The following is a 24,284-nucleotide window of genomic DNA, read 5'->3' on the forward strand; positions in this document are numbered from 1 at the left end:
CGTTGTACCGCTTATTTATTGCGCTTTTCCCTCAGAATCCGACGAACTTACCGTGCGCACACTCAACGCCGGATCGTGCGCAATCGCTTCTTCGGAGAACGGAATAATCGCCCAGCGTTGGGCCGCGTAGTCGCGCGTCCCGTCGGCATAGTGCGGCGACGCCGGGTCATCCGATTCTGACGGTGCGAGCAGCGTGCGCGCGATCACCTGAGCGCCGGCGAACGACACTATCTGCAGATAGGTGTCGCCCATTGGCTTTACGTTCATCGAATAGCCGCTCGCATCGAAGGGATGCGCGGCACACGCCGAGGTGAAATAGCCGCCCGCGTCGCAACCCCCGAATAGCGCAATGCGCTCGTCGTTGCGTTGCACGTAGAGCGCCGCGCTGCGCGGTGCATCGATCGCGATGCCGGCGCGTTGCAGTGCCGCGAGCGCGTCATGCAGCGCGGCGGTGAGCAGCGCCGGATCGGCGGCGATGCCCGCGGGTGTGGTCAACGGCTTCGCGGGATCGAACGGTACCGCGTATAGCTGCGCGGGCGGTATCGTCAGCAGACGTCGCCACAGTTCGTCCCACAAGGTTGCCCCCACTGCGTCGGCCGCGGCCGTATCGTCCCATGCGGCGAGTACCTTGCACGCCGCGCGCTGCTGGTCGGCGTTCGGGCCGGCCGGCAGGGCCGCGAGCGCGTCGCTGCCGCACAGACGGTCAAGCACGGGTGACTTGAACAGCAACGCCGACATCGAGCGGCTGTCGAGCGCGGCGTGGCCGAGTGTATCGGCGGAAACGCCATGCGGATCGCTCTGCAATTGCGCCGCGATCGTATGGCCCAGTCGCGTGCGCAGCGTCTGCGGCGTCGCGGTCGCACCGATGATCTTCGCATAGCCGGTCATCGGTGCGGCCGGGTTGCTGAGCCAGTAACTGTCGTTGAAATTGCCGACATAGTCGCGCCGAAGCAGCGACGGCATCTGCGCGACCGGCAACGCATGATGCTGCACCGCGCCGGCCTCGTCGCGCCAGTCGCAGTCGCTGCGCGAACCGTCGAGGACCGGCACGCCGGGCATGACCTGCGCCAGTGCCCGGCCGACCGGCGGCGTGCAACGCTGCGTGAGTTCGTCGGGCACGTCCGGGGTCGCGCCGATATCCGCGTACCAGACGCGCGGATCGTCATGGCCGATCGCGAGCGTGTTGACCCACGGCACCGCCGCGTTCTTCTTCTGGATGGCGATGAAATCGTCGAGCGAGGCCGCCTGATTCCATGCGCGGAAGTTTTCGAACACGCGGAAGTTGTCGGCATTGATATCGCGCAGCGCGAACGCCTGCTGCGCATTCCACGCGAGCGCGGGCGACATCGTGCCGAGATTGACCAGCGGTCCGAAGCGCGAACGATACAGCGTGCGCGACACGGTATGCAGCGAACCGTCGGCGGCGCGTACCTCGATGTTCACGCGCGTCGGCGTCATCGCTTCGCTGTCGCCGTCGACCTGATACCGGGTTGGCGCGCCAGGTTCGAGCGTCAGCTTGAAGAGGCCGAAGCGCTTCGCGGTGGAGACGGTATGGGTCCAGGCGACGTTGTCGTTGAAGCCGATCATGATCAGCGGTACGCCGAGAAACGACACGCCGCTGACGTTCAGCTTGCCAGGAATAGTGAGTTGAGCCTGGTAGAAGCGATCGGGGCCGGTCCAGAACCAGTGCGGATTGCCGAGCAGCAGCGCGCTGCCGGTGTGCGTCGCGTCCGCGCCGAACGCGAGAGCGTTGCTGCCGATGCCCGCATGGCCGCCGAATTCGGCGAGCGGTGGATCGACGGGGGCGTCGTCGTGCAACGCGCTTTGCGGCGGCACCGGCATCGGCTGGGGCGGTTGCGCGGTCGCGATCGCGTTGACGAAGCGCGCCTCGCCACCGGCCAGATTCGCCGCGATCTGACGCCGGTACAAGTCCGCGTTGCTGATCTTGCCGAGCCACGGAGCAGCGCGGCAGGCCGCATGCGCGCCCGGGAAATCCCCATGCGCGAGATCGGCGACGTACCGGTTAAAGCCGGCGACGAAGCCGTCGATCAACGCGCGCATGTCGTCGGTCTGGCTTTTGCGGTAACGCGCGACGGTCGCATCGTCGACGATGAAACGGAAGAAGAAATCCGAATTGAGATTGTTGGGCTGGCCGAACGTCGCGCCGAGCGTGGGCCGCGCGTCGGCGCCGAAGAAGCGCGAGCGTTCGCCGCGATAGGTGACGAAGCTTTCGGCCATCGTGCACAGATTGTCTTGCGCCTGCGCGTAGCCGTATCCGTAGCCGAGGCTGCCCCAGTTGTCGGCGTTGATGTGCGGAATGCCGAGCGCGGTGCGGCGGATATCGGCGCGATACGGGCCGGTGTGCGCGACGTCGTCCGCATCGGGGCTCGCGCAGCTTTGCAGAGCGGCGGCGACGGGCAGGGCGATCAGCAGGGCGGCGAGGCGGCGGAGCAGAGAGACGTTCGAACGCATGGCTTTTTGTGGTTGGGCGAACGTTGAGCGGTGACGAGCGTGCGAAGAAGATTGTGAATCATCGCCGTTTAGGCGTGCTCTGATTTCTTTCGAACCGTCAGTTAGCTATTAATGTCGTGTGGCTAGAAGCAGTGGTGCTGCATTCCGGTCATAGGTCATTGACGAACGTTGAATCTAAAGCGAGAAGCTATACCGTGCCTAATGAAATTTTTGTCTGCAAGATCAAGACATCGCGGTCGGTTCCCGCCAGGCTGATGATCGTCACCCTGACTGTGATTCTCGCGCTGGCGGCGCTCGGCTATTGAACCGCGGTCAAGCAAATGACAGAAGCCACTTTTCATGATCAGAGATCGGATGACGGGAAATACATCGCCTGCTATGCATACCCGCCCCGCGACCGCATTGCCTTGAGGCTCTACCGGACTGCTCCGAAGGAGTTGCTTGCCGAGCGAGTCTATCGATATCCCGGGCGAATCAGGCTTTTATGGACCGACGACTATCTGATATATGACACATCGGCGGCGAGCGAGGATGGAGAAATCGAGCTACCGCCGTCATGGTGGGACCGTGTCAAGGCAAAACTACCCTGAAGAATGTTCACAGTCGACGAGCGCAAGAAGCCTTGTCGAAAGCGGAATGTTCACAGTCGACGAGCGCAAGAAGCCTTGTCGAAAGCGCTGGGCGCCGGCAATGGCACGACACGTTTTTCAGAACTGCGCGACCGGACGTGCGAGAGGGCTAGCCGAGCGAAGCCCGCTGGGCGGCGGGCTTCGGGCGAATCTTTTGATGCTGACGCAGCGACTATTTCCACCGGAGATGGCTAGTCGCCAACTTTTCGCTGACCGCGCTTCATGCTCCATCGGAAAACCAGCACGACTGCGGCGAACCCTAGCACGATAGCGGCCGACGACATGAAGAACGCCAAGTCGGATTCCTGATATGCCGTCGTGACCCCGTACATGCGAACCGCCCATTTCCATATCGGATTCGAAAAGTTCAACGGCGCTTCTGGATACATCATCCACCACAGCGCATTGACAACGATTGCGAACAGTAAGTTCAAGCCGACCGAGAGGCAGATGAGGAATTTTTTCATCTCACAATCACTTCACCGTACGCTTTAAGTTCCGATCCAGGCACGGATACTTTCGGCGTGTTGGTAAATATAGAACGTATATGATGCCAGTCTGCGAGTTGGTCGATAGTTATGCAGCCCTCGCTTTTCCCCAATCGTCCCTTAGGATGCAATCGGAATCGGCCACGAATGATGCCGTCGCATAAGAGTTTGTCATCGTCAATATCGCCGTCGATAGCGTACAGCGCGAACCATTCGCTCTTGTTATTGCCATTCAGATTAAGCCGATCTTTCCACCGGCCGAGAGCGCCTCCGGACCTTCTGTCAAAAATGTAATACCTGCCCACGGGGATAGCACCATACGTCGGCGTACACATTCCCGCCGCTTTATTGATATAACTCCCTTGTCCAGAGTATGCAGGAAACGATAGCGCGCCAATCCGAAATTCGCTCATTGGCTTGCCATTCAATTCGAACGAGCATTGAAACATCAGTCCTCCAGATCGACCGATAACAGTGAACTAATAGATAGTCAAGTTGTGCCGAGCGCGCATTTTAAAGGCCATTTATTTTGAGAAGACCAATAACAAAATAAAATCTTGCGGCAGCAATCCACGGCTATGCAACGACTGGTTTACGCATTCCCATAACCGAGCGAATGCACCCTTCTGCTGACATGCCGCAGTCAGCGCGAACCTCCCCCGCACCCGCGCCATACGCGGCCTGATTTTTGCTGACCTGCTTGGGCGTCGCTTCGTTCGCAGGGGACGACGCGTGTTGAAAGCTCATCACTATCAGCGGGGTCCTCAGTGGCAGCAGCGGCAGCATCCGGAACGTCAAGGCGGCGCGTCACGCGCGGCAGCGTCACGTGGTTACCAGCGCTGGCCATCGCTTCCGCGCACGCCGCGCACGCGGACGCCGTGGCGCCGCTGAACTACTTCCTGCACGCGGCTGGCCCGGCGGCTCGTCCGACGCTGTACCTCGGCTGGGTTTTCACCGCGATCGTGACGCTGGTCACGCTGATCGTCGCTGGCCTGTTGATCGGCGCGATGGTCCGCCAGCGTCCCGCAGCGCAACCGGATGCGCTGAGCGCCGAGCCCGGCGGCATCCGCTGGGTGTTCATCGGTACTGCGGTGTCGTCGGTCGTACTGTTGGCGATGCTGGTCTATGCATTGATCACCCTCGAATCGGTGGCGTCGCCCGCGTCGTATCCGCAATTGACGATCACCGTGACCGCTTACGACTGGTGGTGGAAAGCCGATTACCGCGACGATCCGAACCCCGCCCGCAACTTCAGCACGGCGAACGAGATTCATATTCCGGTCGGTGAGCCGGTGAAGATCGAGCTCAAAAGCGCGGACGTCGTGCACGCATTCTGGGTACCGCAACTCGCGGGCAAGACGCAGACGATTCCAGGCCAAACCAACGAGCAGTGGCTGCAGGCGGACCGTCCCGGTATTTATCGTGGGCAGTGCTCGCAGTTCTGCGGCGCGCAGCACGCGCATATGGCGTTCGAAGTGATCGCGCAGGACGCCGCGGCGTTCAACGCGTGGCGTGACGCGCAGGGACGCGCGGCCACCGTGCCCACGGGCGACGCGGCCGTCGCGGCCGGCCAGCATCTGTTCGAGGAGCGCTGCGCGGGTTGCCACACGATTCGCGGCACCAAGGCGACTGGCGTGCAGGCGCCCGATCTGACGCATCTCGGTTCGCGTCGCACGATCGCGGCAGGCGCGCTCAGCAACACGCCCGACCATCTGCTCGACTGGATCGAGCACGCCCAGCGGATCAAACCCGATGCATTGATGCCCAGTATCGCGCTGACCACCAGCGAGGCCGCCGCGTTGTCGGCGTATCTCGCGACGCTGCATTGAAGCGCATCGCACTCGAGGAGCCCGTTCAATGTCCGATCATCCCGCTTGCGCTTCGCTACCCGCGCTGACCCGCACGCCGCGGCGCGGCCGTGTCGAGCCCGGCAGCGAGCAGGAAAAGCGGCTGCGCGAAATCTGGGAGTCGCGGCCCGGCTGGCGCGGCTGGTTCTCGACGGTCGATCACAAGACCATCGGCTTGCGCTACCTGGTGACCGCGTTCATCTTTCTGCTGACGGGCGGCGTCGAAGCGCTGATCATGCGCGTTCAACTGGCGCGCCCCAACGCAACGGTGCTGACGCCCGAACAGTACAACCAGCTGTTCACGATGCACGGACTGACGATGATCTTTCTGTACGCGCTGCCCGTTCTGTCCGGCTTCTCGAACTATCTGTGGCCGCTCGTGCTCGGCGCGCGCGACATGGCCTTTCCGCGCCTGAACGCGCTGTCGTATTGGGTGTTCCTGTTCGCCGGCATCTTCCTGTATGCGAGTTTTCCGACGGGCCAGGCCCCCGACGCCGGCTGGTTCAACTACGTGCCGCTGTCCGGCCTCGAGTACAGCAACGGCCCGAATATCGACGTGTACGCGCTCGGCATGGTGCTGCTCGGCATTTCGACGACGGTCGGCGCGATGAACTTCGTCGTCACGCTGCTGAGGATGCGCGCGCCGGGCATGTCGCTCGATCGCGTGCCGGTGCTCGTGTGGGGCACGCTGACCGCGTCGGGCGGCAATCTGTTGGCGGTGCCGTCGGTGAGCCTCGCGTTTCTGATGCTGTGGATGGACCGCCGCATCGGCACGCATTTCTTTGACGTGCTCAATAGCGGGCGGCCGCTGCTCTGGCAGCACCTGTTCTGGATTTTCGCGCACCCGTGGGTCTACGTGGTCGTGTTGCCGGCCATGGGCATCGTGTCGGATGCGTTGCCGGTCTTTTGCCGCCGGCCGCTGGTCGGTTACGGGCCGGTCGCGTTGGCGACGGTCGCGACGATGGTGGTCGGCTTTGCCGTGTGGATTCACCATATGTTCGCGACCGGTATCCCCGCGCTCGCGCTGTCGTTCTTCGGCTCGGCCAGCATGGTCATCGCGGTGCCGAGCGCGGTCGCGACGTTCGCCTGGGTCGCGACGATCTGGACCGGTCGCCCCGTGTATCGCGTGCCGTTCCTGTTTTTCGCGGCCTTCGTGCTGCTGTTCGTGATCGGCGGCGTCTCCGGCGTGATGACGGCCGCGGTGCCGTTCGACTGGCAACTCACCGACACGTACTTCGTCGTCGCGCATCTGCACTACGTGCTGCTTGGCATCAACGTATTTCCGGTGATCGGCGGCATCTACTTCTGGTTTCCAAAATTCACCGGCAGGATGACGAACGAGCGTCTCGGCAAGCTCACGTTCTGGGTGCTCTTCATCGGCTTCAACGTCGCGTTCTTTCCGATGCATATCGCGGGACTGCTTGGCATGCCGCGCCGCATCTACACGTATCCCGCCGACATGGGCTGGAACACGGTGAACCTCGTCACGTCGCTCGGTTCGTTCCTGTTTGCGGCCGGCGTGCTGCTGTTTCTGATCGATATCGCGGTGAGCCTGAAGCGCGGCAAACTCGCCGGCAACAATCCGTGGGACGCGCCGACGCTCGAATGGTCGATCAGCTCGCCGCCGCCGCCGTACAACTTCGCGGTGGTGCCGACGCTCGCGAGCCGGCATCCGTTGTGGGAAGGCCGGATCGACGAGCCGGGCGACGCGGTTCTTACACGCTCGCGACTCGACGAAGGCTATCTGCTCGCGCAAGGTCGCGAAGCGCTGGGCACGACCGCGCTCGAGGCGAGTCCCGACGTGATCCTGAAGATGCCCGAAGATTCGTACGCGCCGTTCTGGCTCGCGGTCTTTGCCGCGCTACTGTTCGCGGGGCTCGCGTTGACCGCCTGGGTGTTCGTGGGGGCGATGCTGGCCGGCTGCGCGGTCTCGATCATCACGTGGCTGTGGCCCGAGCGCGCGCTGATCCAGCGCGAGCCGGTCGCGGTCGAGGATGCGGGAGGCTGACATGAGCGATGCACTGGATCTCAATCGCTCGTCGAGCGAACCGGACGAGACCGCGCGTGCGTTGCCGGTTGGCAGCGCGGGCGAGCGATCGAGCGGCTGGTGGGGCTGCTTCACGCTGATCGCGACCGAAGGCGCGCTGTTCGGCTATCTGATCTTCTCGTATCTGTATCTGGCCTCGCAAAGCCAGCAGCATTGGCCGCCGGAAGGATTGCCGAAGCTCGGGCTAGGCAGCGCGAATACGGTCATTCTGCTATCGAGCAGCGTGTTCGTCTGGTTCTGCGAGCGCTGCGTGCGTCGGCGTCGGCTGCGGCTCGGTGTCGCGTCGATGGCGGTTGGCATCGTGCTGGGCTGCATCTTCATGGGCATTCAGTTGCGCGAATGGCACAACCACCCGTATGGGCTGACCTCGCATCTCTATGGTTCGCTGTACTTCACGATTACCGGCTTTCACATGGCGCACGTGCTGGTCGGGATCGTCGTGCTGACGCTGCTGGCGATCTGGACCGCGCTCGGTTATTTCGACGACAAACGCTGCGCGGCGCTGTCGATCGGTGGGCTGTATTGGCACTTCGTCGATGTCGTCTGGCTGTTCATTTTCAGCACGCTGTATCTGACGCCGTATCTGTTCCGGGAGTGGTCATGACGACAGCGCCCAGAGACTCGCACATCTCGATGCCCTACGTGCTGATCGGTCTGCTCGCGGCGCCGTTCGCGTGGCTGTTGCAGATGATGCTCGCGGAAGCGCTCGCGGCGCAGGCCTGCTATCCGTACAACCATCCGCTCGGCGCGCCGCTCGTTTCGTGGATGCGTCCGGCGCTCGTCGCGCTCGGCACCGTGTGTCTGATCGCGGGCGCGTTCGGCACCTGGGTCGCGTGGCGCAATCTGCGCCGCGTCGCGCCCCTGAAGTTCGGTGCGCTGAACGGCGAGCGCCGCACGCGTGCCGAACTCGACTGGTTTCTGACGCACGTCGCGGTGATGTGCAGCACGCTGTTTCTGTTCGCATTGCTCGCAACGGATGCCGCGGTCGCGATCGTGTCGCCGTGCAGGTGGTGGTAATGAAGCGCGACGTTCTCAACGCGGTCAGGTTCGCCATCGCGGCCGCATGCCCGCTGACGATAGCAGCGACCGCAAACGCCGCCAGCGCCTCCACCGACGCCGCGCAGATCGCGCGCGGCGCATATCTCGCCAAAGCCGCCGATTGCGCCGGTTGCCACACCGCCGCGCCGCGCGTCCCGCATCCGGGCGCGGCGCCTGAGGCCACACCGCCGTTTGCCGGCGGCCTCGGCATGGGTTCGCCGTTCGGCACGATCTATACGTCGAACATCACGCCGGACCCGCAATACGGCATCGGCCGCTATAGCTATGACGACTTCGTGCGCGCGTTGCGCGAGGGCATCGCGCCGGGGGGCAAGCGGCTTTATCCGGCGATGCCGTACCCGTCGTTCGCGAAGATCACCGATGACGACATGCATGCTCTCTACGCATACTTCATGCACGGCGTGCAACCGGTCGCGGCGCCTGCCCCGCAAACGCGCTTGCCGTTTCCATTCAATCAGCGCTGGGTATTGATGTTCTGGGACTGGGCATTCGCGCCGAAAAGCCAGTTCAAAGCCGATGCGAAACGCGATGCGCAATGGAATCGCGGCGCGTATCTGGTGCAATCGCTCGGCCATTGCGGCGCCTGCCACACGCCGCGCGGACCGGCGTACGAAGAGCGCGGCTATGACGAGTCGGCATCGGCCTATCTGACGGGAGGCACCAACGATCACTGGTTCGCGCCGAACCTGAGCGCCGACCCGGGCTCGGGGCTCGGCCGCAGTTCCGCGACCGACATCGTCGAGTTCCTTCGAAACGGCCACGGCGGCGGACTCGTCCCGTTCGGCAGCATGGTGCAGGTCGTCGAAGACAGCACGCAGTACCTGAACGACGACGATCTCGCGGCGATCGCCACGTATTTGAAGAGCCTGCCACCGCGCGCGCCAAGCGGCTATTTCAACGCCCGCTCCGCCGCCGCGCAGCAAACCGTGCAGGCGCTGAAAACCGGGGATGTGGAACGACCCGGCGCGGGCATTTACGCATCATATTGCGCGCGCTGTCATCAGATGGATGGGGCGGGGGTGCCGAACAAGTATCCGCGCCTCGCGGGCAACCCCGCGGTGTTGTCGGCGTCGAGCGCGTCATTGGTGCGCTTGCTGGTCGAAGGCGGGGGCAGTCCGCATACCGAGTCGGGACCGGAGCCGCGCAAGATGCCGTCTTTCGCCGGCAAGCTGACGGACACCGAAATGGCCCGCGTGCTCACGTTTGTTCGGACCACATGGGGAAATACGGCCGGACCGGTCACGCGAAACGATGTGTCGAGCGTGCGCGGCGCATTGCGCAAGTAAATGCCAACGCGCCTCGTCATGCGGTGTTCTCGTTGCCGTCGCAGTGGCCATTGGCGGCGCTGAACAGCGTCTTCAGCTTCGCATTGACCGCGATCAACTCCCGTACTGGCGCCGCCGCGAGTTGCTGATCGAAGAGCGTGAGAACCTGACCGAGTAGCGCGTAGGCGTCGTGATCGACCACGCAGATGCCCGTTTCGAGTCCCGCCTGCCGGCAGCGCAGAATCGCGCCCTCCGCGTCGCGAAACAGCTCGGGTACGGCCGAACCATAGCCGCGCTGATTCAGCAGCATCGCCATGTAAATGGCCTGCGCCATGCTGCCGACGTGATATTGATTGGCGACGCCGCTGCGTAATGCCTCGAGCGTCATGTGATAGTCGAGCGAAATTTCGCCTGCTTTGGCAGGTACGATCGGGCGCAGCATAGCCTTCGGGCGCGTGCGCTGCGACTTCGCGGGTGCAGCGCGAGCAGGGCTCGCTTTTCTGGTCATAAGCTCACTGAGGCGGCCGGCTCGCGCCGGCCGCTACACCAGCACGGAACCTGACAACGTCCATAACGGAAAACGGCTGCGCCGCGTACCGCGCGGCGCCGTTCCCGTTAGCCCATATGCAGACCGCCGTTCAGCGAGAAATCCGCCCCGGTCGCAAAGCCCGCTTGATCCGACGCGATCCACGCGACGATCGACGCAATCTCTTCCGGCGTGCCGAGACGCCGTACCGGAATCGTCGCGACGATTTTTTCCAGTACGTCCGGACGGATGGCCTTGACCATGTCGGTGCCGATGTAGCCCGGCGACACGGTGTTGACGGTCACGCCCTTGGTCGCCACTTCCTGCGCGAGTGACATCGTAAAGCCATGAATGCCGGCCTTTGCGGTCGAATAATTGGTTTGCCCGAACTGGCCTTTCTGGCCGTTGACCGACGAGATGTTGATGATGCGCCCAAAGCCTCGGCCGACCATGCCCTCGATGACCTGTTTGGTCACGTTGAACAGGCTCGTGAGATTGGTGTCGATCACCGCTTCCCAGTCTTCGAACGTCATCTTGCGGAACATGCCGTCGCGCGTGATGCCCGCGTTGTTGACGAGCACGTCGACTTCACCGACTTCTTTCCTGACCTTCTCGAACGCTTTCGCGGTGGACTCCCAATCCGCGACGTTGCCTTCCGATGCGACGAAGTTATAGCCGAGCGCTTTCTGATCTTCCAGCCATCGGGCTTTGCGCGCCGAGTTCGGGCCGCAGCCCGCGATGACGGTGTAGTTCTCTTTGTGCAAGCGCTGGCAAATGGCGGTTCCGATACCGCCCATGCCGCCGGTTACGTATGCAACACGGTTTGCCATAAGTCCTCCTTCTTGTTTGGGTAAGTTGAGCAAGTTTGATTGGAGGATGGACCTATTATTGGCAGCGGCCAATGGCTGGGACGATGGGCATTTTCACCTACGGGTTAACTGCCAAATCAGGGGGGAATCGTTGCTTGACGGGGCAATGAATTACGTCGATTGCGGGTTGCATGCTTTGCGAACTCCGGGGTCGCTCGAGACTGCCGGCCGCCCTCCCGTCCTTGCCTGCGCGCCATCTTCCTCTTACCCTTAGCGTTAGCCTTAAGTACCTGCCCCGGACACCGTGCGGCAGACTGCCTGCACGGTCGTCGATGCGGGGCGCGAAGCCGTCCCTCGCTCCCGCGTCTATTCGTGTGATCATCAGAGGCACATCAGGATGACTGATTATCTTGCTGACATCGATCCCGACAGGTTGAACTTCCTTGGGATCTTCGGGCTGTTGATTGGCGGCCTCGCGCTGTTTCTTCTCGGTCTGGAGTTCTTGACCGGCGGCCTGAAGGCGATCGCGGGATCGAAACTGCAGTCACTGATCGGCGTGCTGACCGCAAGCCGGTTTCGCGGCGTGGTGGCGGGCGCCGTCGTGACCGCGCTGCTGAATTCCTCGACCATCACGACGGTGCTGATGGTCGGTTTCGTGTCCGCCGGCCTGATGACGTTGACCCAGGCGGTGCCGATGATCATGGGCGCGAACATCGGCTCGACCATCACCGCGCAGATCATCGCCTTCGACGTTTCGCGTCTGACGCCGTACATGCTGTCGATCGGCTTCGTGCTGCACGCGTTTGCCCCGCGCGAGCTGCTGCGGCAGCTCGGCCGCGTCGTAATGGGGCTAGGACTGCTGTTCATGGGCATCCAGCTGATGGGCGAGTCCACGCATCCGCTGCGCACCTATCAGCCGTTCATCGACGCGATGCAGGACATGCGCAATCCGCTCGTCGGCGTCATCGTGGGGGCGGTCTTCACTGCGATCGTGCAAAGCTCGGCGGCGACGCTCGCGGTCGTGATTGCGTTGAGCGGCCAGGGCTTGATGCCGCTCGAAGCCGGCATCACGCTGATTCTCGGCGCGAATGTCGGGACCTGCGGCACGGCATTGCTCGCCTCCATCGGCAAGCCACCGGAGGCGGTGCAGGTGGGCGTCGTGCATCTGGTGTTCAATGTGCTCGGCGTCGTGATCGCGCTCTTCCTGATTCCGCAGATGGCGGAGCTCGTGCGCTGGATATCGCCGTCGCATGCGGACCTGCAGGGCGTCGCGCGCCTCGCGGCGGAGGCGCCGCGCCAGGTTGCCAATGTGCATACGCTTTTCAGCGTGGCGAACACGCTGCTGCTGATCTGGTTTGCCGGTCCGATCGCGCGGTTCGCGCAACTGGTCGTGCCGAAGCGCGCGAAGGCCGCCAAACCCGCGGGCGATCCGCAGTATCTCGACGAGACGTCGCTGACGGTGCCGGCGCTTGCACTGCAACGCGTGCGTATCGAGCTGACCCGGCTCGGCGCGCAGGTGCTCGACGTTGTGCAACGCGGCTCGCAGATGGTGTCGACCGGCACGATGGAAGAGATCAATCAGATGCTCGATCAGGACAAGGAAAGCGACCGGTTGGCCTTCGAGATTCTTCAATATATCGGCCGGCTGTCGCAGCGGCAGCACTCGGAGGAAGAAGGTCAGCAGGTGGTCGGCTACACGCAGGTCACGAGTCATCTGGAGAGCATCAGCGGCATTGTCGGCATGACGCTGATGACGGTCGGACAACAACGAATGACGCAGCAGATCGATCTGCTGCGTCTTCGCGATGCGGCGACCACGCAGTTTTCCGAGGCGGTGATCCGCAATCTCGAGCAGGCGATCCGCACGATCGAGACGCGCGATCCGGAAGAGGTCGCGAAGGTCGTCGACGCAAAGGCCGGCATCGACAAGCTCGCCGCGACCGCGCGTCAGGTCGTGCTTGCGAAGCTTCAGCTGGCGGACAAGGCGGACGTGGTCACGTTCCGGATCGCCATGGATCTGATCGAGCAGGGCCGGCAGATCGCGCAGTTTGCGCGGGCCATTGCGAAAAATGTGGCAGCGCTTCAAGAGCTGCAATAACGCGCAACGCATGATTGGAGATCGATATATTCGCGCAAAGTGATCGCCAGCACACGGACGTTGGGGTTGCACGAGATCTAAACTTGTGGCGTGTCATCCTCGTGACACGCTTTCAAAGAGAGTGGGATTGCCCGCCTTTGCTGTGCGGGCTTTTTTCGCCTCGCGCGTGTTGTGGTATCAGTAGTAAGGCGCGGCGGTGAAGTCGATCGTGCGATGATCCACGGTAGCTCGCACAATAAGCAACGCCTGAAGCGATTTAACACACGCCGCATCCATAATTTGATAGCCTTTGTCGCAGCAGAGCATTGAACTCAAGGAGGGCTTCACCATGATAAGGTGGCTTGCTAACTGGGCTTCACAACATGCTCCTACTCCCGAGAAACAGGCCGAACGCGCGCTGAACAACTTGCGCATGGAACTGTTTCAGGCCGAACAGCTCGTGCTCGACGCACAGCTGCGTGCCGATTACTATCGGGCTCGCCTGACCTTCCTCGAAGAAGTGACGAGAAAGGGAATCGAACAGGTATCGGACGAACGCAAGGCTCCTCTGGAGTCTCCCCAGCCGTTGCGGCCGGGACTCAAGCTCACCGCGGCGCAATAGCCGCGTATATTCCATCGCAATGGGTTCCGTCACCCGCGTTTCGATACGTGGGCTGATGGCAATCGTGCTGTCGCGGGCGCGTGCAGTGCGCGCTCTCGATAGTCGATTGTGCGAGCATTGATTGCCGAGCGGAGAAGTTTCCGGTTGCCCGGTTTCGTGCTTCGACCGGGCAACCTGGACTGAGTGTTTGATTTTTACTGCGTGATTTTTACTGCGCGACTTCCACTGCGCTTCGCTTACTGCGAAACGCCTGCTTCGTTTCGCTTACTGCGAAACGCCTGCTTCGTCCTGCTTAACTTGCCAGATCGGGCGGCAGCTTGCCGCCGTTTGCCGCGAGCGCCTGCATCACCTGCTTGTGCAGCCAGATGTTCATGCTCGCGGAGTCGTTCATGTCCCCGCTGTACTTCAATTCCTGCGCAAGTTGCTTGCGGTGTTCGAGACTGCTGTCGACGCCGAGTGCCTTCATCGTGTCGACAATCGACGTACGCCAGTTCAACGTCTGTCCGCTTTCGCTGACGAGCTGATCCATCACGGCGGCCACGTCGACGTCGGTCAGCGGCGCGGGCGCGGCGGGAGCGCTGGGCGTCGCGGCTTGCGCGGCGGCCGGGTCGGGGGTGGGTTCCGTCGCGGGGGGAGGTTGGTCCGGCTTCGCTTTGCCGAACAGCTTGTGCACGATGTCACCAAAAATACTCATTTCCGAAATCTCCGCGGTTGAATGACGAATGCGAGTGGGGGCGCTCGCAGGACATACCCCCACTATGCTACGCGATCTACCACAGTGAAAAACGTAATATTTTGTCAACCCGTCAACTGCTCGTATTGGTCCGCGCGCAATGATCCTGACACGACCCAGCCCGCTTCACGTCAACACATGACGCCGTGCGTGGCGCTATCCGAGGCCCAGGTCAGCCTTCACATCGGCGGCGCCACACCGTCCTTTTCGACCACGACGCGTTGCGCAACGTAAGTCCCCTGCGACGCGGGCGTAGCGACAATGAACACCTTCTTGCCCGGCGTAAGGTCGCTGCGCTCCGCGGGGGTGAACGTGACGATGGGCACGTTGGGCGGCACCGTCACCACATTGCTGCCGCCCTTGTACGACAGCTTCAGATCTCGGCCGCTCGTGCTCTGCACGACGGTGTCGACGTTCGCGTTCGTCATCGAGCTTTTCGGGCCCAGGTCCCACGCGTAATGTCCTTCACCCGTGCCGCGCGCGGACTCTGGGAACACGACCACTTCCGATGCTGTCAGCTTGCCGTCGGCGCCCGTGGTTGCAGCCGTGCCGATAAATGTACCCGGCTTGATATCCGATAGCTGCATCGTCTTGACAGCCGAAACGCTCGCTGCCGGCTTCACATCGATCGACACAGTATCGCCGCTGCGTCGATGGACCTTGAGCGTGTCACCGTCGTGCGACATGATTTCGCCCCGGATGCGCGCGGGGCTCGTGGCCTGCGCCTGCGCGAAAGCAGCGCTCACGAGCGCTGCGGTCATCAAGGCTGCGCCTGATTTGATGAGGAACGACATAGGAACTCCCAACTGGATGGTTGATGGAAGGAGAAAAACATCATTGCGTCACGAGCCGCTGAACCAGTTGTAGCCCTGGTTCTCCCAATAGCCGCCCGGATACTGGTTCGTGATCTCGATAGCGACGACATGCTTGGGATTCTTGAAGCCGAGCTTGGTCGGCACGCGCAGCCTCATGGGGAAGCCATATTTCGGCGGCAGCACGTCGCCGTCGTAAGTCAGCGTGAGCAGCGTCTGCGGGTGGAGCGCCGTCGGCATGTCGATGCTCGTCCAGTAGTTGTAGTCCGCGCAATGAAGCGACACGTACTTTGCACTCGTGTCCGCGCCCGCGCGGCGCAGGAATTCGGAAAAGCGCACGCCGCCCCAGCGACCGATCGCGCTCCATCCTTCGACACAGATAAGACGCGTGATCTGGCTTTCCTGCGGCAGCGCGCGCAGTTCGTCGAGCGCCCACGTACGCTTGCCGTGCGCGAGGCCGCTGACCTGCAGACGGTAGGTCGCGGCATCGATCTCGGGCACCTCGTCGACGCCATAGAACGCATTGAACGGAAATGGCCGTGTGATCATCGATGCCGGATACGTGGGCGCCAGCTTGTTCGGATCGAACAGCAGTGCCTGCACGTCGTCGTTGAAGAACGAGATGCGGCGCAGCGCGGTGTTCACCGCCTTGTCGTCGGTCAGATCGCAACCGGACAGCAACGCGATGCCGCCTAACGTCAGCAGCCGCCGGCCGAACAGCCGGCGCGCAGGCGATTTGAGTTCGCGCTGAGCATCGCGAATGATCGATTCGCCATGCGTCGCGCGGAAGGTGCCTTGTTGCGCGGTTCGTTTTCGGATCGTCATGATTTACCGTCCACGTAGCATCAACAGCAGCGAGCGGGGCACGAGCGCAACCATCGCGACGTGAATGACGAAAAACGCGACGAGGACGCTCATACACATGAAGTGCACCACGCGCGCGTTGTCATATCCGCCCATCAGCGTGCGCAGCAGCGGGAACTGCACCGACTTCCAAATGGCGAGCCACATCACTGCGAAATGCCATTGCAGCGCTCCGGCGAGCCAGCCGCCAAGCGTGATCGAAGGTGGAAACTCAATTGCGGGAAAGATCGGCGACGCGTCGTAAATCTGCCAGCCGCTCATTACCATCAGCACGACCGCGACAGCATTGATCCAGTGCGTGATTCGCACCCATCCGGGTTGAACCATGTTGTGCCTCAAGACCACTCCATGATCATTGACAATCATTCCGGTGCCGCTGGAGCCGTCAACGCGGATGCCGTCGGCGCCGGTCCGGGGGCGCTTGCAAGATCAGGCGACGAGTTACGCTGCGAGCGTCAGACTGGCATTGCGCCCGAAGCGGTAACGCGATCGATCGATGGTTATTCCGTCGTGTCTGAAATCTTTTTGTTCTTGCTATCGACTTTCAATGACGATGCACATCGCGCAGGAAGGCCGTCCCGCCGCATGGGAAACGCAGCATGCGACATTCCTGACTACGGGCGGACGCTGGCTCGAAGGTTGCAGCGCGGAAGGTTCGGTGGTTTCACCGGGCGATGGGGCGCGTTGTCCCGCCGCAAAATGAAAATGGCCTGAAGGGCGGATTCGCCCATCAGGCCATTCACGAATACTTCTTGAATCAGAAGTGCGTATGCAAGCCGACGCGTGCGATTGCGCGCTTCAACGCAAGATCGCGCCGCGTCCAGGTCTCGCGAGGCCGCTCATCCCGAAGCGGAATGGCCGTAGCACGCTCATGCCGTTTTTTTCTTTTTGTGCCCTTTTTGCGCGGGGCAAATCCGCTACCAGCGCGGCGCATCCACGTTGATCGGAAAAGCGGGGCGTCTCACTGCCATTCTATGCGAGTTCATTCCCGCTTCATCTGTTCTGTTTATCAGGGTGTGCGCCAGCAGGCGTTCGAAAAGCCCGCTTCGAAAGGCCGTGACTCTAGTTTGAACGATTGTCCAGCGGGGCTTTGCGCGAATCGCACGGGCTTCGTCGATGCTATGCGTAACGCTGAGAATGCGGATACTCGCATCGATCCTATGGTTAACCCGCGCTTTGGCCCGCGAAGGACGAAACGTACCTTCACGCCAGTTATTTGAGTAAGCCGTGTAGGGGCCCATCGCCACGATGGTTACGGAGTCGACGTACTTTGCGAAGCTACCCGCTTCGAGCGCGCGATGAGACCAATGAAGGAGACAGGAGAGTGTTGATGACGAGTACTTCCAGCGGTAACAGGATTGATATCAAGAAGTTCATCGACGAACGGTCGATTTCGCCCTACCAGTGGCTATTGGTCGTGCTGTGTTTTCTGATCGTGACCGCCGACGGCATGGACGTCGCGATCATGGGTTTCGTCGCGCCTTCCATCATTCATGACTGGGCGATTTCGCGCCCCGAATTCGGACTCGTGATGAGCGCGGCGCCGATCGGTCTCGTGATTGGCGCATTGTTCGCGGGTCCGGCATCGGACCGCATCGGCCGCAAGTGGGTGCTGATTACGTCGGTGTTTCTGTTCGGCGTGTTCACGATCGCGACTGCGTTCACGCAATCGCCGTTTTCGATGGCAGCATTGCGTCTGCTCAGCGGTGTCGGCCTCGGCGCCGCGATGCCGAACTCGACGACGCTGCTGTCCGAGTACGCACCGCAACGCAAGCGCGCGCTGCTGATCACCGTGATGTTCACGGGCTTCAATCTCGGCTCGGCATTGATCGGCTTCGCGGCCGGCTGGCTGATTCCGGTTCACGGCTGGCGCGCGGTGCTGATTTTCGGCGGCGCACTGCCGCTCGTGCTGATCCCATTCCAGATCTGGCTTCTGCCTGAGTCGGCCCGTCTGCTCGCGGTGCGCGGCGCGCCCGCGCAGCGCGTCGGCAAGGTGCTTGGCCGTGTGTGCGGCGTGCACTTCGCAGGCAATGAAGTGTTCGTGTCGAACGAACCGCCGCTGCCGACGCGCAAGCCGATCGGCGTGCTGTTCTCGCAAGGCTATGGCTCGATGACGATCGCGCTGTGGGTCACGTATTTCATGGGCCTGCTCGTCATCTATCTGCTGACCGGCTGGCTGCCGACGCTGATGAAGGATGCGGGCCTGTCGGTCACGACCGCGGCCAACGTCACGGCGATGTTCCAGATCGGCGGCACGATCGGCGCGATCCTCGTCGGCTGGCTCATGGACAAGGCGCGTCCGGCGCCGGTCATCAGCGCCGCGTATATCGGCGGCGCACTGTGCGTGCTCGGGCTCGGCTACATCGGCGCGCTGTCTTCGTCGCTCGCATTGCTGGTGTTTGCCGCGGGCTTCTGCATGAGCGGCGCGCAAACCGGTCTGAACGCGTTTGCACCCGGCCGCTACCCGACCGTTGCGCGTGCGACCGGTGTGAGCTGGATGCTCGGCATGGGCCGCTTCGGCAGTATCTTCGGCTCGGCGATCGGCGGCGCGCTGCTCGGCTTCGGCTGGCAGTTCGGCGCGATCCTGGCGATGCTCGCGATCCCCGCCACACTCGCCGCTATCGCCATCCTGATGAGCCAGCGTGTGGGCGGCGCCGAAAGGGTGGCGCAGCCGAATATCGCGCATTGAGGCGTGAGGCAACGCTGCGCGCGTGCGTTTCGCGGGCGCCGCTGGATAAATTCATCTACTGGGGAATCACGGTGATCATCGACATTCACGGACACTACACCACCGCGCCGAAAGCGTTGGAGACGTGGCGTAACCGCCAGATCGCAGGCATCAAGAGTCCTTCCGGATTGCCGAAGGGGTCGGAATTGCAGATCAGCGACGACGAGCTGCGCGAGTCGATCGAAAACAACCAGTTGAAACTGATGCGCGAACGCGGCCTCGATCTGACGATCTTCAGTCCGCGCGCGAGCTTCATGGCGCACCACATCGGCGACTTCGAAATCTCGAGCACGTGGGCCGCGATCTGCAACGAACTGTGCTATCGCGTGAGCCGGCTGTTTCCCGAGAACTTCGTGCCGGCCGCGATGCTGCCGCAAAGTCCGGGTGTCGATCCGGCCACCTGTATTCCTGAACTCGTCAAATGCGTCGAGCAGTACGGCAATGTCGCGATCAACCTGAATCCCGATCCGTCGGGCGGCCACTGGACCAGCCCGCCGTTGTCGGACCGTTCCTGGTACCCGATCTACGAGAGGATGGTGGAGTACGACATTCCCGCGATGATTCACGTGAGCACGAGTTGCAACGCGTGCTTCCACACCACCGGGTCGCACTACCTGAATGCGGATACCACCGCGTTCATGCAATGCCTGACCTCGGACCTGTTTCGCGATTTCCCGACGCTGCGTTTCGTGATTCCGCACGGCGGCGGTGCGGTGCCGTATCACTGGGGTCGTTTCCGCGGCCTCGCGCAGGAACTGAAAAAGCCCTTGCTGAAAGACCATCTGCTGAACAACGTGTTCTTCGACACCTGTGTCTATCATCAGCCGGGTATCGACCTGCTCACGCGCGTGATTCCCGTGGACAACATCCTGTTCGCGAGCGAAATGATCGGCGCGGTGCGCGGCGTCGATCCGGAAACCGGTCACTATTTCGACGACACGAAGCGCTACGTTCAAGCCGCGGATATGAATCCGGAGCAGCGCTACAAGATCTACGAAGGTAACGCGCGGCGCGTCTATCCGCGTCTCGACGCCTTGCTGAAAACGAAGGGGCTGTGATCATGTATGAAATCGGAGTCGTCTATCGCAACATCCAGCGCGCGGATGCGGAGGTGGCAGCGAAACTCGGCGCGCTCGGTTCGGCCACCGTGCATGAAGCCATGGGCCGCACGGGCCTGCTCCAACCGTATATGCGCCCGATCTATACCGGCGCGCGCGCGAGCGGCACGGCCGTCACGGTGCTGCTGCAACCGGGCGATAACTGGATGCTGCACGTCGCGGCCGAACAGATCCGGCCGGGCGACGTCGTCGTCGCGGGCGTCACCACGCAGAGCACCGACGGTTACTTCGGCGATCTGCTGGCCACGAGCTACAAGGCGCGCGGCGCTCATGCGTTGATCATCGACGCCGGCGTGCGCGACGTCAGCGTGCTGACCGAAATGAACTTCCCGGTCTGGAGCAAGGCGATTTCCGCGAAAGGCACGGTCAAGGCGACGCTCGGCTCGGTGAACATTCCGGTCGTGTGCGCGGGTGCACTGGTCACACCGGGCGACGTCGTCGTTGCCGATGAGGACGGCGTGGTCGTGGTGCCGGTGGCCGCGGCGCAAGCCGTGTTCGACAAGGCTGCGGCGCGCGAGGCCAATGAAGCCGGGAAGCGCGCGAAACTCGCCTCTGGGGTGCTCGGTCTCGACATGTACAACATGCGCGGGCCGCTCGAGCAGGCCGGACTGCGTTACAAGGACTGACAGGCGTGGTCGCGATGAGCAACGATCAAGCCACGCGCGCGCCGATCACCTGCATTTCGTCGATGGCCACGCGCCAGGTGCTGGCCGAACTCGCCGCGTTCTACGAGCGGTGCACGGGGCAAGGCGTCGTCATCGAATCGGTCGGCGGCGTCGATGCGGCGCGCCGGGTCGAGGATGGCGAAGTCTTCGACATCGTCGTGCTTGCCGCCGACGCGATCGAGCGGCTCGTGGTGACGGGTTGTGTCGAGGCGGCGAGCCGCGTCGGGCTCGCGCGCTCGGGCATCGCGGTCGCGGTCGCGGCCGGAGAAACGCACCCGGACATCGCGTCCGAAGCAGCGCTGCGCGACGCGATTCTCGGTGCGCGCAGCATCGGTTACTCGACGGGGCCGAGTGGCACGCATCTGCTGAAGCTGTTCGAACGCTGGGGCATTGCCGGGCAGATCGCTTCGCGTATCGTGAAGGCGCCGCCGGGTGTGCCGGTCGGCACGCTCGTCGCGCGCGGAGAAGTCGCGCTCGGCTTTCAGCAGATGAGCGAATTGATTCACGTGGCGGGCATCGACGTGCTCGGCGAGCTTCCGGCCGCCACCCAGTCCAGCACGACTTTCACCGCCGCGATCTGCACGGTGGCGCGCCAGCGTGAAGCAGCGCAGGCGTTGCTGGCGTTTCTGGCCTCGCGCGAGGCCGACGGCGCAAAGCTGCAAAACGGCATGTCGCCGGCTTGATGGCGGGCGGCGCTCGCCGCCCAGGCTTGTGTCCTTGCCTCTTCCGCCTCCATCTCTTTGCGTGAGCGCATGCTCGGCGTCGAAACGCTGAAAGCGCTGACCGGCATGCCCGATCGGATGGAGGAGGCAAAACGCTACGAATGAAAGCGGATTCAAGCCAGCAGCTTGCCCCACTCATAATCGATACTGTCCGGCGTGAAGGGCAGCACGCCCGCGCCGGGCGTAAATGTAAGTTCGCCGAAATAAACGAGGTCGTCCGGCGCATACAGGTCGACGCGCACATAGTCGAAGTCTTCGCACAGACGGGCCGCGACATCGAGCACGGCGTGTAGATGCGGCGGCCGCGGAGCGGGCAACGCGCTGCGCTTGTAGTCGCCGATTGCGATATCGAGGTGGTTCCAGTCGGCGTCGTACACGTCGCCGTGCGTCGCGTTGCCGAATCGATCCGAGATCACGAGGATATAGATGATCGGCCCGCCAGGACGGCCGCCAAAGCAGTGCATTTTGAAATCCGCCGGAATCTGGCCGCGCCGATCGAGCAGCAGCTGCTCGAAAAAAACGCGCGGCTCGATCGTCCGATAGTGCCGCTCGCGCCCAACGTAATAGAATTCGGCGCGCAACCATTGGTCGGCGAGCTTCTTCAGCTTCTCGAACGAGGTCTCTGATTTGTTTCTCACCACTTCGACGTAGCTGCTGCCGTGATTGGCTTTCATTACGAAAGCATCCGGCAGTGCGTCGAAGACTTCGGGCGTGAATGCATCGGGTACTGCGATCAGCGGTATCAAATGCTTGTCGCCGATTTTCCGGGCAACATATTCCCGCACCAGAAGCTTGTCGGTCAGGTCGATATAGCGCGGATCAGGATGAAGATTGCGCTGCAGGATCTTCTCATTGAACGTCACCGGACGAATCAGGTTCGGATAGCGGCCAATGCATTTGTGATGTAACAGGCTTAGGAAAAGGGCGTCGGGCAACAGCGTTTTCGCCGCTTCCTTGATTTTTCTCGCGGTAGATGGCGATTGCCCGTGCGCCGCGTGCGCACCGTTGTGCAAGCCCGGCTGCCCGCAGGGCGCGGCCAGAGCACTGTCCCGGGGCTGTAGGGAGGCCATGTTTTCCGGCGCGACGGCCGCGTCCTGCGCGGCCAGTTCGGCGGATTTGATGATCGTCATGTTCTAATCCCTTTGCGGTCGAGTCGACGAGTCGTCCTCGGAGTAACGGGAATTGAAATCAAAGCGTCAGCGGCGCTTGCCGCAACATCTCGGTCGCGGCACTCCAGCTTTCCTCCGGCGTCAGCCATCGTTGTTCCTCCGCATCCACATGCTGTTGCGCGCGGAATTGCGTCGGCGACATGCCATAACGCTCCTTGAATAGCCGCCCAAGCCGATTACCGTCGCCCATTCCGCAGCGGCGCGCAATCTTGTCGACCGGCAGATCGGTGTTCTTCAGCATCGAGCGAACGATCTCGAAGCGCGTGCGCAGCAGATATTCGAGCGGCGTCATGCCGAACTCGCATTTGAAGCGGCGCTGGAAATTGCGCTTGCTCATCGCCACCGATTCGGCCGCCTGCGCAACCGAAATTGCCTTGCTGTAGTTTTCCTTGATCCAGCGCGCCGATTCGCGAATCTTCTCCGTCGTCGTCGTGATGTTGACGTCGTCGAACTCGGAGCGGTTTTTCTCGGCGTAGCCGGTTTGCAGGATGCGGCCGATCTTGCGGGCAGTGTCGGTATTGATGTCGCGTTCGATCTGCGCGAGCGCGAGATCGGTCGGCGTCACATTGCTTTGCGTCCGCGCGGCGTCACCGCTGTCGTCGAACAGAAAAATCGGCACGATCGATTGCAGCGGATCGTTGCAGACGACCGCGAGATTCGCACCCTGTTGCATGCCGAAAGATGCAATCGATCCTTGCAGCGAGATCCACGACAGAAAGCGGTCGTTGGATTCCGCGACTTCGGTGACGTCGCGGCAGGCCACGAAGAGCGCGTGGAAATCAGCGAGGCAGTAGCGTTCGAGGCCTTGCGTCCAGATCGATATGCCGGACGAACTGGTCACCAGACCGCCGCCGTCGGATACCACGGTAAACCGGTATGGCGCCTCTTCGCCAGCCGTTCTCTTGGACTCATTGGCAAGCCGGAACGCGTCGCCGATCGCGCCGGTACTTGCCATCGAACAATCCTGAAAGACGAATAGACCAATGTGCTTCATCACGCGAGCTTCTCCAGTCAGGAAAATCTACGCATTGAGATTAGCGCATCGATTTGTGCGAGACGAGCTTGGCCGGCATGCGTGGGTGTTTTGGCGTAATCGTCAGGATGCAAGAAATTCTTACCTCGCTATTCGCGGAAATGCGTGCTACTAATTAACGTTGCGCGGAATTTTTTTCCCGATCAATTAGCGCGATTCTTGCAAGCGAAACGCTGGGGTATCGGCGGAATGCGCCGAGTGGCCTGGATGCGGCGCGATTTGCGGGTTAACAACGGCATTCTTGGCACTTGAGCCGTGCAATTGGCGTTCTGTCGCGATGTACGATACCTGTCGTATAACTCTGTTACAGCACTTGCAGATCGCAACAAGCCTTTCCGGCTTCTGTTTCATTTGTAAAAGGCTCCGCATTATCGGCCAATAGCACCCTACTTTGGGCCGCCGGCGAATGCCTCGATCCTTTGCGGACTATGCTTCACCGCAACATCGAGAGAGAAATTGTCAATCGCGGATTACGTGAATGGCGGGTTTCGCATTCGCTGATTCGTGAGAAGAACAATCGGCAATGCCGCGGTGGATAAGCAATAGGTGTGTAGCCTTCCGTGGTTCGAGAGGTCCCCGAACACGGCTCCCCGACCTAA

23 protein-coding genes are annotated in these 24,284 nt (G+C 62.1%); 12 read left to right on the forward strand and 11 right to left on the reverse strand.

Annotation, left to right across the window (positions count from 1 at the left end):
* Positions 1-15 precede the first annotated feature (15 nt).
* The 3 genes from OKW28_RS12100 to OKW28_RS12110 all read right to left on the reverse strand — a co-directional run bounded on the left by OKW28_RS12100 (position 16) and on the right by OKW28_RS12110 (position 4,038).
* Complete coding sequence (locus OKW28_RS12100; protein ID WP_429445773.1) at positions 16-2,472, reverse strand: penicillin acylase family protein; 2,457 nt, start codon at positions 2,470-2,472, stop codon at positions 16-18.
* An 820-nt stretch (positions 2,473-3,292) separates the two neighbouring features.
* Complete coding sequence (locus OKW28_RS12105) at positions 3,293-3,568, reverse strand: hypothetical protein (RefSeq protein WP_187633268.1); 276 nt, start codon at positions 3,566-3,568, stop codon at positions 3,293-3,295.
* Positions 3,565-4,038, reverse strand: a complete 474-nt coding sequence (locus OKW28_RS12110; RefSeq protein ID WP_429445776.1) for a DUF2778 domain-containing protein — start codon at positions 4,036-4,038, stop codon at positions 3,565-3,567. Before OKW28_RS12110 ends, OKW28_RS12105 begins: the two co-directional genes overlap by 4 nt.
* Positions 4,039-4,428: 390 nt before the next feature.
* Between OKW28_RS12110 and coxB the strand changes: the two genes are divergently transcribed.
* Genes coxB through OKW28_RS12135 form a run of 5 tightly spaced genes read left to right on the forward strand, consistent with a single transcriptional unit; the run spans position 4,429 to position 9,828 of the window.
* On the forward strand, positions 4,429-5,418 hold the full coding sequence (coxB, locus tag OKW28_RS12115) for a cytochrome c oxidase subunit II (RefSeq protein WP_429446931.1): 990 nt from the start codon (positions 4,429-4,431) through the stop codon (positions 5,416-5,418).
* Between the two features lie 28 nt (positions 5,419-5,446).
* Positions 5,447-7,444 carry a cytochrome c oxidase subunit I gene (ctaD, locus tag OKW28_RS12120; protein WP_429445778.1) on the forward strand — a complete coding sequence of 666 codons (1,998 nt, stop codon included), beginning with the start codon at positions 5,447-5,449 and terminating at the stop codon, positions 7,442-7,444.
* A 1-nt stretch (position 7,445) separates the two neighbouring features.
* On the forward strand, positions 7,446-8,087 hold the full coding sequence (locus tag OKW28_RS12125; RefSeq protein WP_429445779.1) for a cytochrome c oxidase subunit 3: 642 nt from the start codon (positions 7,446-7,448) through the stop codon (positions 8,085-8,087).
* Positions 8,084-8,500, forward strand: a complete 417-nt coding sequence (locus tag OKW28_RS12130) for a hypothetical protein (RefSeq protein WP_429445782.1) — start codon at positions 8,084-8,086, stop codon at positions 8,498-8,500. The genes OKW28_RS12125 and OKW28_RS12130 overlap by 4 nt, the downstream gene beginning before the upstream one ends.
* Positions 8,500-9,828, forward strand: coding sequence for a c-type cytochrome (locus OKW28_RS12135; RefSeq protein ID WP_429445784.1), 1,329 nt, complete (start codon positions 8,500-8,502; stop codon positions 9,826-9,828). The genes OKW28_RS12130 and OKW28_RS12135 overlap by 1 nt, the downstream gene beginning before the upstream one ends.
* A 16-nt stretch (positions 9,829-9,844) precedes the next feature.
* On the opposite strand, the gene OKW28_RS12140 is transcribed toward OKW28_RS12135, so the two are convergent.
* Positions 9,845-10,249 (reverse strand): Fis family transcriptional regulator, encoded by a 405-nt coding sequence (locus OKW28_RS12140; RefSeq protein ID WP_429445786.1) that lies wholly within the window; start codon positions 10,247-10,249, stop codon positions 9,845-9,847.
* A gap of 173 nt (positions 10,250-10,422) precedes the next feature.
* On the reverse strand, positions 10,423-11,163 hold the full coding sequence (locus OKW28_RS12145; protein WP_429445788.1) for a 3-ketoacyl-ACP reductase: 741 nt from the start codon (positions 11,161-11,163) through the stop codon (positions 10,423-10,425).
* Positions 11,164-11,539: 376 nt separating this feature from the next.
* Here OKW28_RS12145 and OKW28_RS12150 point away from each other — a divergent pair, with 376 nt between their 5' ends.
* A complete protein-coding gene (locus tag OKW28_RS12150) occupies positions 11,540-13,240 on the forward strand; it encodes a Na/Pi cotransporter family protein (RefSeq protein ID WP_429445790.1) in 1,701 nt (566 codons plus the stop codon).
* A gap of 328 nt (positions 13,241-13,568) precedes the next feature.
* Positions 13,569-13,841: a hypothetical protein gene (locus OKW28_RS12155; RefSeq protein WP_084754487.1), complete on the forward strand. Its 273-nt coding sequence runs from the start codon at positions 13,569-13,571 to the stop codon at positions 13,839-13,841.
* A 292-nt stretch (positions 13,842-14,133) separates the two neighbouring features.
* Here the strand turns inward: OKW28_RS12155 and OKW28_RS12160 are convergent, their stop codons facing one another.
* The 4 genes from OKW28_RS12160 to OKW28_RS12175 form a co-directional block, all read right to left on the reverse strand.
* The gene (locus tag OKW28_RS12160; RefSeq protein WP_090809158.1) at positions 14,134-14,535 is read right to left on the reverse strand and encodes a DUF3597 domain-containing protein; all 402 of its coding nucleotides are present in this window, start codon (positions 14,533-14,535) and stop codon (positions 14,134-14,136) included.
* A gap of 218 nt (positions 14,536-14,753) precedes the next feature.
* On the reverse strand, positions 14,754-15,368 hold the full coding sequence (locus OKW28_RS12165) for a hypothetical protein (protein WP_429445792.1): 615 nt from the start codon (positions 15,366-15,368) through the stop codon (positions 14,754-14,756).
* 48 nt (positions 15,369-15,416) lie between these two features.
* Complete coding sequence (locus tag OKW28_RS12170; protein WP_429445793.1) at positions 15,417-16,211, reverse strand: molybdopterin-dependent oxidoreductase; 795 nt, start codon at positions 16,209-16,211, stop codon at positions 15,417-15,419.
* Between the two features lie 3 nt (positions 16,212-16,214).
* Positions 16,215-16,577 (reverse strand): hypothetical protein, encoded by a 363-nt coding sequence (locus OKW28_RS12175; RefSeq protein ID WP_429445795.1) that lies wholly within the window; start codon positions 16,575-16,577, stop codon positions 16,215-16,217.
* A 21-nt stretch (positions 16,578-16,598) separates the two neighbouring features.
* On the opposite strand from OKW28_RS12175, the gene OKW28_RS12180 reads away from it, so the two are divergent.
* The 5 genes from OKW28_RS12180 to OKW28_RS12200 all read left to right on the forward strand — a co-directional run bounded on the left by OKW28_RS12180 (position 16,599) and on the right by OKW28_RS12200 (position 21,444).
* Positions 16,599-16,964 carry a hypothetical protein gene (locus OKW28_RS12180; protein WP_429445797.1) on the forward strand — a complete coding sequence of 122 codons (366 nt, stop codon included), beginning with the start codon at positions 16,599-16,601 and terminating at the stop codon, positions 16,962-16,964.
* A gap of 616 nt (positions 16,965-17,580) precedes the next feature.
* Positions 17,581-18,939 carry an MFS transporter gene (locus OKW28_RS12185; RefSeq protein ID WP_429445798.1) on the forward strand — a complete coding sequence of 453 codons (1,359 nt, stop codon included), beginning with the start codon at positions 17,581-17,583 and terminating at the stop codon, positions 18,937-18,939.
* 71 nt (positions 18,940-19,010) lie between these two features.
* On the forward strand, positions 19,011-20,036 hold the full coding sequence (locus OKW28_RS12190; protein ID WP_429446933.1) for an amidohydrolase family protein: 1,026 nt from the start codon (positions 19,011-19,013) through the stop codon (positions 20,034-20,036).
* Between the two features lie 2 nt (positions 20,037-20,038).
* Positions 20,039-20,722, forward strand: a complete 684-nt coding sequence (gene ligK / locus OKW28_RS12195; RefSeq protein WP_429445800.1) for a 4-carboxy-4-hydroxy-2-oxoadipate aldolase/oxaloacetate decarboxylase — start codon at positions 20,039-20,041, stop codon at positions 20,720-20,722.
* 14 nt (positions 20,723-20,736) lie between these two features.
* Positions 20,737-21,444, forward strand: coding sequence for a substrate-binding domain-containing protein (locus tag OKW28_RS12200; RefSeq protein WP_429445802.1), 708 nt, complete (start codon positions 20,737-20,739; stop codon positions 21,442-21,444).
* A gap of 152 nt (positions 21,445-21,596) precedes the next feature.
* On the opposite strand, the gene OKW28_RS12205 is transcribed toward OKW28_RS12200, so the two are convergent.
* Positions 21,597-22,613: an ATP-grasp fold amidoligase family protein gene (locus tag OKW28_RS12205; protein ID WP_429445804.1), complete on the reverse strand. Its 1,017-nt coding sequence runs from the start codon at positions 22,611-22,613 to the stop codon at positions 21,597-21,599.
* 58 nt (positions 22,614-22,671) lie between these two features.
* Positions 22,672-23,607, reverse strand: a complete 936-nt coding sequence (locus tag OKW28_RS12210) for a GlxA family transcriptional regulator (RefSeq protein ID WP_429445806.1) — start codon at positions 23,605-23,607, stop codon at positions 22,672-22,674.
* Positions 23,608-24,284: the final 677 nt, after the last annotated feature.

It is taken from the genome of Paraburkholderia sp. 40 (genome assembly GCF_050434105.1).
GTDB classification, from domain to species: domain Bacteria; phylum Pseudomonadota; class Gammaproteobacteria; order Burkholderiales; family Burkholderiaceae; genus Paraburkholderia; species Paraburkholderia tuberum.

Excerpts from the sequence above, each read along its gene's own strand:
- OKW28_RS12175 (WP_429445795.1), bottom strand. The coding sequence starts at position 16,577 with ATGGTTCAACCCGGATGGGTGCGAATCACGCACTGGATCAATGCTGTC.
- OKW28_RS12105 (WP_187633268.1), bottom strand. The coding sequence starts at position 3,568 with ATGAAAAAATTCCTCATCTGCCTCTCGGTCGGCTTGAACTTACTGTTC.
- OKW28_RS12165 (WP_429445792.1), bottom strand. The coding sequence starts at position 15,368 with ATGTCGTTCCTCATCAAATCAGGCGCAGCCTTGATGACCGCAGCGCTC.
- OKW28_RS12110 (WP_429445776.1), bottom strand. The coding sequence starts at position 4,038 with ATGTTTCAATGCTCGTTCGAATTGAATGGCAAGCCAATGAGCGAATTT.
- OKW28_RS12135 (WP_429445784.1), top strand. The coding sequence starts at position 8,500 with ATGAAGCGCGACGTTCTCAACGCGGTCAGGTTCGCCATCGCGGCCGCA.
- OKW28_RS12125 (WP_429445779.1), top strand. The coding sequence starts at position 7,446 with ATGAGCGATGCACTGGATCTCAATCGCTCGTCGAGCGAACCGGACGAG.
- OKW28_RS12205 (WP_429445804.1), bottom strand. The coding sequence starts at position 22,613 with ATGACGATCATCAAATCCGCCGAACTGGCCGCGCAGGACGCGGCCGTC.
- OKW28_RS12185 (WP_429445798.1), top strand. The coding sequence starts at position 17,581 with ATGACGAGTACTTCCAGCGGTAACAGGATTGATATCAAGAAGTTCATC.
- OKW28_RS12130 (WP_429445782.1), top strand. The coding sequence starts at position 8,084 with ATGACGACAGCGCCCAGAGACTCGCACATCTCGATGCCCTACGTGCTG.
- OKW28_RS12155 (WP_084754487.1), top strand. The coding sequence starts at position 13,569 with ATGATAAGGTGGCTTGCTAACTGGGCTTCACAACATGCTCCTACTCCC.
- OKW28_RS12145 (WP_429445788.1), bottom strand. The coding sequence starts at position 11,163 with ATGGCAAACCGTGTTGCATACGTAACCGGCGGCATGGGCGGTATCGGA.
- ligK (WP_429445800.1), top strand. The coding sequence starts at position 20,039 with ATGTATGAAATCGGAGTCGTCTATCGCAACATCCAGCGCGCGGATGCG.
- OKW28_RS12160 (WP_090809158.1), bottom strand. The coding sequence starts at position 14,535 with ATGAGTATTTTTGGTGACATCGTGCACAAGCTGTTCGGCAAAGCGAAG.
- OKW28_RS12210 (WP_429445806.1), bottom strand. The coding sequence starts at position 23,607 with ATGGCAAGTACCGGCGCGATCGGCGACGCGTTCCGGCTTGCCAATGAG.
- OKW28_RS12100 (WP_429445773.1), bottom strand. The coding sequence starts at position 2,472 with ATGCGTTCGAACGTCTCTCTGCTCCGCCGCCTCGCCGCCCTGCTGATC.
- OKW28_RS12200 (WP_429445802.1), top strand. The coding sequence starts at position 20,737 with ATGAGCAACGATCAAGCCACGCGCGCGCCGATCACCTGCATTTCGTCG.
- OKW28_RS12180 (WP_429445797.1), top strand. The coding sequence starts at position 16,599 with ATGATCATTGACAATCATTCCGGTGCCGCTGGAGCCGTCAACGCGGAT.
- OKW28_RS12140 (WP_429445786.1), bottom strand. The coding sequence starts at position 10,249 with ATGCTGCGCCCGATCGTACCTGCCAAAGCAGGCGAAATTTCGCTCGAC.
- ctaD (WP_429445778.1), top strand. The coding sequence starts at position 5,447 with ATGTCCGATCATCCCGCTTGCGCTTCGCTACCCGCGCTGACCCGCACG.
- OKW28_RS12150 (WP_429445790.1), top strand. The coding sequence starts at position 11,540 with ATGACTGATTATCTTGCTGACATCGATCCCGACAGGTTGAACTTCCTT.
- OKW28_RS12170 (WP_429445793.1), bottom strand. The coding sequence starts at position 16,211 with ATGACGATCCGAAAACGAACCGCGCAACAAGGCACCTTCCGCGCGACG.